Below are 8,468 nucleotides of genomic sequence, written 5' to 3' on the forward strand. Positions count from 1 at the left end.
CAATTCTGCTGGCACCAAGGGCCATGTAATCCTTGAGTGCGTGGTCTTCTTTTTCTCCGGCGTGAACGATGCGTAGGCATCGCCGGCTAGAGCATTGCCGACGGCCATGGCAACCGTATCGCCGTGACACGCGCGCCACCACCGCTCACCGGATGGCGACCGGCCGAAACCAGTACTGCGACGGAAACGGGCGCGCTCATACCTGCCCCTCCGGCGTTTCCGACTGAGCTCGTGCTTGCCCGACGCGCGCGATCAAAGCTTGCATCACCTCTTCCGCGTCCCCAACCACCGTTAAATCCGCGCGCTTGATGATCGGCGCACCGGGGTCGCAGTTGATTGCGATCACATGACGGCACGCCTTGATACCCTGCAAATGCTGAACAGCGCCCGAGATGCCAACCGCGATATAAGTCGTCGCGCTAACGGACTTGCCTGACGCACCGATCTGTTTGCTGCGCGGAAACTTCCCCATCATCGACCGCAACGCGACTGGCGCCGACCGCCGCATCGAAGCACGCCGCCATCTCTTCTAGCGTCGCAACATTTGTTACGCCATTGCCCGCCGATACTATGAAGTCCGCTTCCTCCAGCGCGATGGAACCCGTTTCCGCCGCTTCGAGCCCGAGGTCGCGGCACGTCCTTGACGTCTGCAATCAACGGCGCGGGAAGCACTTCTCGGTACCAAGGAAAGGCAGATTACTGTCAACCGCGCCTGCCTGCAGCAGCGCAAACACGGCAGCGGCGCGTCCGCCAGACAACCACCGCCGGACCACCCGACGGCGACGTGCTTGCCGTCGATTTCTGAAACGTGCGTCGCTGCAGAAGTACGAAGCTTCGCAATCAGCCGTCGCCCGAGATCACCATCACCCAGTGCGTTATCGGGCATGAAAATGTGCTCTGGCTGATAATCATTGATCAACACTTCGACCACAGCCTCTTCACGCCGAGGTTCGAAGCGGGCGGCATCGAGATCGCCCACGATTACGACCTTATCAGCGCCCAGCTCCGCTGCATTCTCATGAAAAGCGCGAATCACGGCAATCGCCCGTCTCCGACGCCGCGAGAATGGCAGCTGCTGCAATCGCCTCACGAGCGTGGTCGTCGTGCCGTCCTTGATAGGTATGCGTGATGGCCATATGCCCCGTGGCGGCGACTTGGGTCCTGGAGTTTCGCACTTGGCGCTTCCGAATTTCGTGAAGCGCCAAGGGTGAAGTCCCCCGTACCGGTCTCGCCGAGAACGATCCTGCGCAGGCCGTTCGGTCCGATACGATACAGACGGCGCGGATCAACCCGTTTCGGCCCGCTCATGGCCGTTCCTCCAGCGAAGCTGCGACGAGTTCCGCTATATCGAGCACTTCCGCACGATCGCCAGCCACGCCCTCTAGCATTGCCGTACATTGCGGACAGGCCACAGCCACAACCTCGGCGCCGATAGCGCGAATATCGGCCATGCGCATATCCGGAATGCGCAGCTTGCCGGGGATGTCGGTCAGCGGCGCACCACCGCCACCGCCGCAGCACGCGCGCGAAACCCGGAGCGCTCCATCTCTCGAACGGTCGCACCGAGCTTTCGCAGGAACGCGCGCGGCGCGTCGAACTCGCCGTTATAGCGACCGAGATAACAGGGGTCATGATATGTCAGTGCGCGCGCGTCTTGCCGCTCGACCAGTTGCAATGCACCCCGCTCCATCAGCTCGTCGATCAGAGCTGTGGTGCACGACAACGTAACGCCCGCCAAGCGCCGGATACTCGTTGCGAAGACTGTGCAGCACGTGCGGATCTGCTGTCACGATGCGCTTGAAATCGAGCTTGGCCAACGTCGCGATTGTTCTTTTGGGCGATTGAAAGGTTGCTTCATCCCCCAACCGACGCGCCGTATCACCGGTATCCCGCTCATCTTCGCCAAGCACGGCGAAATCCGCGTTAGCAGCTTTCAGAATTTTGACCAGCGAACGAAGCGTCCGCTGATAGCGCATGTCAAACGCGCCCTCGCCGGCGAACAGCAACAGATCGACCGGCTTCCCAGGTTCAGCCGTCGGCGCGTCGAGGTCAATTGCCCAGTTGTGTCTCACTGTTTTTGCGTAGCCGCCTTGCGTATCGGTCTCGCGTAAATTGGCGGGAATCTCCGGCGCCGTCCCAGGGACATCGCCCTGCGTCAGGTTTACGCTCCGGCGCATGCCGACGATCGCGTCGACATGCTCGATCAACATCGGACATTCCTCGACGCAGGCCCGGCAGGTCGTGCACGACCAAAGCGTTTGCGCCTCGATAAGCTGCGGGACGATTACGTCATTCGGCGCACCGCGATGTGTACCGATCGCGACGCCAGGATAGGGACTGCCCGCATAACTCACGTCGCTTGTGTCCAGAACCCGCAGACGAGATCCTGAATAAGTTTTTTCGGATTGAGCGGTTGCCCCGCAGCGAAAGCGGGACATGCCTGTTCGCATTTTCCACATTGAACGCAGGCATCAAGGCTCAAGAGCTGATTCCAGTGAAAATCAGTCGGCGCGTTGACACCATATTCGCGTTCATCCAGATGCAACGGCTTGAGAGCCGCTGATCGGACGCCCGAGAACCGCTCAGGACGCGGATGAAACGCGAGATGCAGAAGCCCTGCCACAGCGTGCTTCATCGGGGCAGCAAGTCCGATTCCGAGAACCAACTCGGCGGAGCCTATAAGCAGAAAAAAAAAAAATATCGCCAGCGTTGCAATCGCAGCCGAAAGCATTCCCGGCGGAACCGCCACGGCAATGAGCAGCCCCAGCGCGAACGCTGCAAGCGTGAACGGCAGGCGATCCCACGCCCCGCGTGACAGACGTGACGGCGGATTCCGCCGCCGTTGCCAAACGCAATAGACGCCGACAAGCATTAGGGCGGCGCCTAGAACGATGCCCCAATCGAGAAGCCGAGAATAAATCCCCAGCCCATAATTGACAGCAACTAACCCGATTGCGAGCACTGCGCCGCCTGCTGTCGCAACGTGCATGTGCAATATAAGGCTCGCGCGCAACGACGTGGTGCAAGTCAACGAAGTAGCGCTTCGGAACGGCAAACAATCCCGACCATGCAGCCGTGGCCGGCTGTCCTGCACGCCACAGCACCGCGCGACGCGTTATACCGAGCGCCAGTGTCACCACCGACACCCAAAAACAGCACGGTGATGACAGGCGCGACAGACACGATCAGAAATCCTTGCAGAGCCGGAGCGAGTCGTAGATCGCCGCGTGGATGTTGTGCATCGACACGCAATCGCCGACGCGAAACAGCACGAAGCGGTCTCCTTCCGTCGAGTCGCTCAGCACAGGTTGCGGCGTATTGGAATAGAGCGCGTCGAGATCGACCTGACCACGGTTGATCGACTTCTCTTTCAGCGACCAGTAAGCTCCGTGTTCGGCGTTATGCCGTTCTCGATGACGACCTGGTCAACCGCGCGTTCTTCAAGCTCGTTGGTTATTCGTTGCGCAGAACCGCAATCTTCTTGTTACCCTCCGCATACACACGGTCGAGCCAGAAGTTCGGTGTGGGAATGATACCCTGCGCATACATGCGGCGATAGAAGATCGGAAACGTCGTGCCACCGACATCATCGCCGACCTTGACATCCGGCGTCACGATCTCGACCGTGCAGCCGCGGCTCGCAAGAAAGTCTGCAGTGCCGAACCCAGCATGTGTGCTGATACCGTCATAGACCAGCACGTTCTCTGCAGGAGGTACTTTCTCGGAAAGAATATCCCAGGCACTGACGGACAGCCCTTCGGCCGCACCCCATTCTTCTACCTGCTCGACATGGCTTCGCCCGCCTGTCGCCAGAACAACGATATCCGGCCGCTCGCCGACGATCATTTCGGGCGTCGCCTCAACGTCGCCAGGCGGCGATCGACGCCAAGCCGCTTCGTTTCGAGATCGAACCAGCGAACGATACCCGCCATCTGCTCGCGCTGCGGTGCTTTCGATGCGAGATTGATCTGCCCGCCGACAGTTTCGTTCCGTTCGAACAAAATGACGTCATGTCCGCGCGACCGCGATACGCGTGCCGCTTCAAGTCCAGCCGGCCCAGCCCCAACCACGACAACGCGCCGCTTTGCGCCAGTTGTCGGCGCGATGATGTGAGGCATCGTGGCTTCGCGCGATGTTGCCGCGTTCTGCACGCACAGCGTATCCGAACCCGAATACATGCGATCAATGCAATAGTTGGCGCCGACGCATACGGCGGATCTGATCTTCCCGGCCTTCGCGCACTTTTTTTCATGATGTGCGGATCGGCGATGTGCGCGCGTCATGCCGACGATATCGACCATGCCGTTTGCCAGAATACGCTCGGCCTGTGTGATATCGCGAATGCCCTGCGCATGCAGGATCGGAACCTTCACGACCGACTTGATGCCCGCCGCCAGATGCACAAACGGTTCAAGCGGTAACGCCATCGGCGGCATGCAGTTGGCAAGCGTGTTGTGCGTATCGGCGCCGGAGCCGATCACGCTGATGAAATCGATAGCCCCGTCTCAGACATGGCCTGCGCAATTTCCTTCAGCGTCTCGTGATCAAGGCCGTCGTCATGAAACTCATCGGCGCACATGCGTATGCCGACGCAATAGTCGCGTCCGACTGCTTCACGCACGGCCTGCAGCACCTCGATCCCGAACCGCATACGATTGGCGATACTCCCACCCCATTCGTCCGTTCGCATGTTGCTGCGTGGTGACCAGAACTGGTCAATGAGTTGCTGATGCGCGGCTGAAATCTCAATCCCGTCGAAACCCGACTTCTGCACGCGCTTCGCGGCCGCTGCGAAATCGCCGATGATCCGCCGAATGTCTTCGATCTCAATTGCCTTGGCATTGCCGCGATGCACCGGCTCGCGCACGCCCGACGGCGACACCAGATGCGGCCACGGATCGCCAGCATAGGCGGAACGACGCCCCAGTGCGTCGCCTGGATCATGATCTTCATGCCATGGCGATGAACCGTGTCGGCCAAACGCGCCATCGGCTCGATCACGCGATCCGTCGTCAGATTGACCGGCTTCCACGCCCCTTGCGGCACGTCGATTGAAACAGGGCTCGATCCACCGCAGATCGCCATGCCGAGACCGCCCTTGGCCTTCTCTTCATAATAGCGGATGTAACGATCGCCGGGCATGCCGCCTGCATCCGCATAGACCTCGGCGTGCGCCGTCGAATAGATGCGGTTCGGCAACGTCAGCTGATTGAGCTTGATCGGGGTGAAGATATGCGGATAAGCCGCCATCGCCTGATCCTTGCGCCGCTTCGCGTCAACAATAAACGACCGTCGCGGCGAGGCCGCCAAGCGACGTTTCTTTGTATTTCGATTGCAAATCGTGACCGGTCTGCCGCATCGTCTCGATCACAGCGTCAAGCGAAACGAGGTGCCCGCCGTCATCCATCATTGCGAGGCGCGCGGCGTTGATCGCTTTCATCGCTCCCATGCTGTTGCGCTCGATGCAAGGCACCTGCACCAGCCCGCCGATCGGATCACAGGTCATGCCGAGATTGTGTTCCATACCGATCTCGGCCGCGTTCTCAATCTGCTCTGCCGTGGCTCCCATAACGGCGGCAAGTCCGGCGGCCGCCATCGAGCAAGACACACCGATCTCACCCTGGCAGCCCATCTCTGCGGCCGAAATCGAAGCGTTCTTCTTGTAGCATGCCGATGCCCGCTGCCGTCAGCAAGAAGGTGACGATATGATCGTCGCGGGCGTCGGCATCGGGCGCCGCATCACAAAAGCGCGTATAATAGGCAAGCACCGCCGGGATGACGCCCGCCGAACCATTGGTCGGCGCCGTCACCACGCGCCCGCCCGCCGCGTTCTCTTCGTTGACGGCTATGGCGAAAGCGCTGACCATATCCATCGCACGAAAATCAGCCGTGAGCTTGCCATCTACATCGCTCGCCTGCCGATAGAGCGCCGGGGCACGACGCTTCACTCTGAGACCGCCGGGCAGAACGCCCTCCGTCGCAAGCCCGCGCTGCAGACAATCGTTCATCACCTGCCAGACTTTCAAAACCTTTGCGCGGGTCGCAGCTTCGTCCTGGTAGGCAAAGTCATTGCGCCAGACGATCGGCGATTGTCAGGTTGTGGCGCTGACAGAGCGCGAGAAGCTCCTTCGCTTTGCTGAAGGCATAGCGCACAGGCCGATGCGGAACCTCATCCGTGCTGCGACTTGCAACCAGCGCTGCCTTATCGAGAACTGCCGCCGCCGATTGAGAAATAGGTGTTTCGGTAGAGCGAAAACGCCAAGCCCGTCGAACGCCTCAATGATCATGCCGTTCGGATGCTCGCTGAGCATCTTATCGCGATGAAACAGAAGATCCGTTTCGGGCGTGAAGGCAATATCGCCTTCACCACCGAACGCCAGAGTCTCAACCGCCGGACATCATCGACGCGTTGCGCCAGCATTGTGGGTCCGCGTCTTCTGGCGTTTCCTCAGCAACCCCGATGACGGCAAATCGGTGCGTGGCCGATGCCGGTCAACGCCAGCGATCCATAAAGATCGATGACAACGCGTTCGACCAAGTGCATCAGGTTCGCCGTCCGAAACTCGCGACGAAACTGTTGACAGCGCTCATCGGCCCGACCGTTGCGAGCTTGAAGTGGGCCAATCCCAATGCGAAAAGCTTCGAAGACGCTGGGAATTCATCCTGCCACTCCATCCCCGGCGTGGCCCGTTGCCTCGATAGCGGCAATCCTTAGTCCATGGGCGCGGCGCCGCGGCGTGGGTAAGATAGCGCCAGATATAGTCGGACTGAAAACTGCGGCGCATTAAAAGGCAGAGCCATTGCTTCGAACGATAGGCATAGACGGATGACTTACCGAACGTCGTCCCGACAACCCGTCCAGGCTGGAAGGCCGCGAAATTGTAAACGCTGGCGTGCTGAAGCACGTCGAGCGCGTTCCGGCCCTGAAGAAGAACCTACCTGTACGCCAGACTTGTCTGCGACCTGGCTGATCCCCTGAAGACCGGCCTTGAGAGCGGCAATCAGTTCACCTAGCCAGGACCGCGCGCAAAGGACCAGCCACTCATCCGGCGAGATCCACAGCACTTTGGCACCCCATTAGCCACCGTGAACGTACACGGATCAACAGGAAGCGGAACGCCGATCGCGGCCGACACCTTCTCGACGAATGCCGGATCCGTGGAATTGCCCCGCAAGGATGACACAACCCACCAGCGGAATTTCATTCGCCCATACACCGCGAACGTCGTCAGCGGGCTGCGCCTGAGCCCCAAGATCGAAAGCATGAAGCGGCGATTGCATGGTCGGCTTAGCCATTCTGCCGCCTCTCCTTCGGATCGACGAAAAGGTGACACCAGTTTCGCCGCGTCTTGCCGCACCTGCATATGCAAACAACGTATCGCGCCCGGCGCTCCGACCGTCATCCCTGCGCCCGGCTGATGCCATCGCGCGACGACCGTGCTATCGACCGGCCAAGCTCGGCACTGAAATAGCTCGACGTCACATGGCCTAACATCCGCAACAAAGGCGGCGTTACGCATCGAGATTTGCTCGGTGATCGCACGCGCCTTCCCGCCAGAGCGACTTACTGCACGGTCGGATCATCTGTCAGCAAACCGACGAGCTGCTTGCGGTTTGGCGCGGCCGTATCGCTGCGCGCAAACGACCGTTTGCCAATAAAGCTGAACGGCTTCTTCATCGACCTGGCCCATGCCATATCGAGATCGAGCAACGAAATCGACCGTCCGTATCCTGGCCAACGATGATAAAACTTCCTGCGCAGCACATGCATAGCATCAGTGCCATAGGGCGTGATATGCCGAGATTCGTCTCCCGCGGCCATCAGCGCTTCCAGACATGACGGCCATAGCTTGCATCGACATTACTTCGAATGCCAACCTCGCCCGAAAAGCTGATCCAGAACACGCGGGCAGGCCCCCACCTTCATCCTTCGCGCCAGTCCACGCCGTTGAACGCCGACGGCAGGTCAATATCGGTGCGAACCCCCACTCAATGCCTCGCGGCTCTTCGGCCCCGCCCGGCGGCTGTCGCCCAATGATCGGTGACTGACGTCATATAGACATCAAGCTCGGCCACTTCGCGATGCAGACGCCCAGTTCTCCAGCCGTGAGCACGCGCGCAGCTCCCGTCGTCGTCGTCATCAGGAAGTGATCGTCCACGGCTTGCCATCGTTTTCGCCATCGCGTCCATCACCATCGCCGTTCTCATCAAGCATCAAGCCGTAACGGCACTTGCCCACAACGCGAGCGTCACGCATTGTGAGCCGCGATTGAGGTGCGGACGTCTTTACCCTGAAGGTCGATCTTGCCGAGTGTTGAGGCATCCCATGATGCCGTGCTCCGCGGCGAGCATCGAACATTTAACCGCACGGCGCAGCATCCTGATCTTCACCGCGACGAAGAAAGTATTGCGGCGAACCACTGCCCAACGTCTTCGAACACCGCACCGCGCGCACGTGCGAAGCATCG

Annotated in this window: 11 protein-coding genes and 3 pseudogenes; 2 read left to right on the forward strand and 12 right to left on the reverse strand. The window is 60.1% G+C overall.

What is annotated here, in order from left to right:
* Window positions 1–196: 196 nt before the first annotated feature.
* Genes ACFXS9_RS00250 through ACFXS9_RS00260 form a run of 3 tightly spaced genes read right to left on the reverse strand, consistent with a single transcriptional unit; the run spans window position 197 to window position 979 of the window.
* Window positions 197–475 carry an FAD-binding protein gene (locus ACFXS9_RS00250; RefSeq protein WP_392683795.1) on the reverse strand — a complete coding sequence of 93 codons (279 nt, stop codon included), beginning with the start codon at window positions 473–475 and terminating at the stop codon, window positions 197–199.
* The gene (locus tag ACFXS9_RS00255) at window positions 420–653 is read right to left on the reverse strand and encodes an FAD-binding protein (RefSeq protein ID WP_392683798.1); all 234 of its coding nucleotides are present in this window, start codon (window positions 651–653) and stop codon (window positions 420–422) included. The genes ACFXS9_RS00250 and ACFXS9_RS00255 overlap by 56 nt, the downstream gene beginning before the upstream one ends.
* Window positions 569–979, reverse strand: a complete 411-nt coding sequence (locus tag ACFXS9_RS00260) for a hypothetical protein (protein WP_392683815.1) — start codon at window positions 977–979, stop codon at window positions 569–571. Before ACFXS9_RS00260 ends, ACFXS9_RS00255 begins: the two co-directional genes overlap by 85 nt.
* On the opposite strand from ACFXS9_RS00260, the gene ACFXS9_RS00265 reads away from it, so the two are divergent.
* Window positions 893–1,129: a hypothetical protein gene (locus tag ACFXS9_RS00265; protein WP_392683832.1), complete on the forward strand. Its 237-nt coding sequence runs from the start codon at window positions 893–895 to the stop codon at window positions 1,127–1,129. The two genes, ACFXS9_RS00260 and ACFXS9_RS00265, sit on opposite strands and share 87 nt — an antisense overlap.
* Window positions 1,130–1,304: 175 nt before the next feature.
* On the opposite strand, the gene ACFXS9_RS00270 is transcribed toward ACFXS9_RS00265, so the two are convergent.
* The 7 genes and pseudogenes from ACFXS9_RS00270 to ACFXS9_RS00300 form a co-directional block, all read right to left on the reverse strand.
* The gene (locus tag ACFXS9_RS00270) at window positions 1,305–1,493 is read right to left on the reverse strand and encodes a hypothetical protein (RefSeq protein WP_392683818.1); all 189 of its coding nucleotides are present in this window, start codon (window positions 1,491–1,493) and stop codon (window positions 1,305–1,307) included.
* Between the two features lie 135 nt (window positions 1,494–1,628).
* The gene (locus ACFXS9_RS00275; protein WP_392683800.1) at window positions 1,629–2,210 is read right to left on the reverse strand and encodes a hypothetical protein; all 582 of its coding nucleotides are present in this window, start codon (window positions 2,208–2,210) and stop codon (window positions 1,629–1,631) included.
* 140 nt (window positions 2,211–2,350) lie between these two features.
* The gene (locus ACFXS9_RS00280) at window positions 2,351–2,545 is read right to left on the reverse strand and encodes a 4Fe-4S binding protein (protein WP_392683821.1); all 195 of its coding nucleotides are present in this window, start codon (window positions 2,543–2,545) and stop codon (window positions 2,351–2,353) included.
* Window positions 2,546–2,590: 45 nt separating this feature from the next.
* Window positions 2,591–3,146 (reverse strand): annotated as a pseudogene (locus ACFXS9_RS00285) (DUF3483 domain-containing protein); the annotation flags it as partial.
* A 39-nt stretch (window positions 3,147–3,185) separates the two neighbouring features.
* Window positions 3,186–5,250, reverse strand: a pseudogene (locus ACFXS9_RS00290) (FAD-dependent oxidoreductase).
* 25 nt (window positions 5,251–5,275) lie between these two features.
* Window positions 5,276–6,008: pseudogene (locus tag ACFXS9_RS00295) on the reverse strand (L-serine ammonia-lyase).
* Between the two features lie 84 nt (window positions 6,009–6,092).
* Window positions 6,093–6,380 carry a serine dehydratase beta chain gene (locus ACFXS9_RS00300; protein ID WP_392683824.1) on the reverse strand — a complete coding sequence of 96 codons (288 nt, stop codon included), beginning with the start codon at window positions 6,378–6,380 and terminating at the stop codon, window positions 6,093–6,095.
* Between ACFXS9_RS00300 and ACFXS9_RS00305 the strand changes: the two genes are divergently transcribed.
* On the forward strand, window positions 6,321–6,464 hold the full coding sequence (locus tag ACFXS9_RS00305) for a hypothetical protein (RefSeq protein WP_392683803.1): 144 nt from the start codon (window positions 6,321–6,323) through the stop codon (window positions 6,462–6,464). The genes ACFXS9_RS00300 and ACFXS9_RS00305 overlap by 60 nt on opposite strands.
* On the opposite strand, the gene ACFXS9_RS00310 is transcribed toward ACFXS9_RS00305, so the two are convergent.
* Window positions 6,449–6,658, reverse strand: coding sequence for a serine dehydratase beta chain (locus tag ACFXS9_RS00310; RefSeq protein WP_392683827.1), 210 nt, complete (start codon window positions 6,656–6,658; stop codon window positions 6,449–6,451). The genes ACFXS9_RS00305 and ACFXS9_RS00310 overlap by 16 nt on opposite strands.
* A gap of 906 nt (window positions 6,659–7,564) precedes the next feature.
* Window positions 7,565–7,822, reverse strand: a complete 258-nt coding sequence (locus tag ACFXS9_RS00315) for a hypothetical protein (RefSeq protein ID WP_392683806.1) — start codon at window positions 7,820–7,822, stop codon at window positions 7,565–7,567.
* Window positions 7,823–8,468: the final 646 nt, after the last annotated feature.

This window comes from Bradyrhizobium sp. RDI18 (assembly GCF_043203335.1).
Lineage (GTDB): Bacteria > Pseudomonadota > Alphaproteobacteria > Rhizobiales > Xanthobacteraceae > Bradyrhizobium > Bradyrhizobium retamae.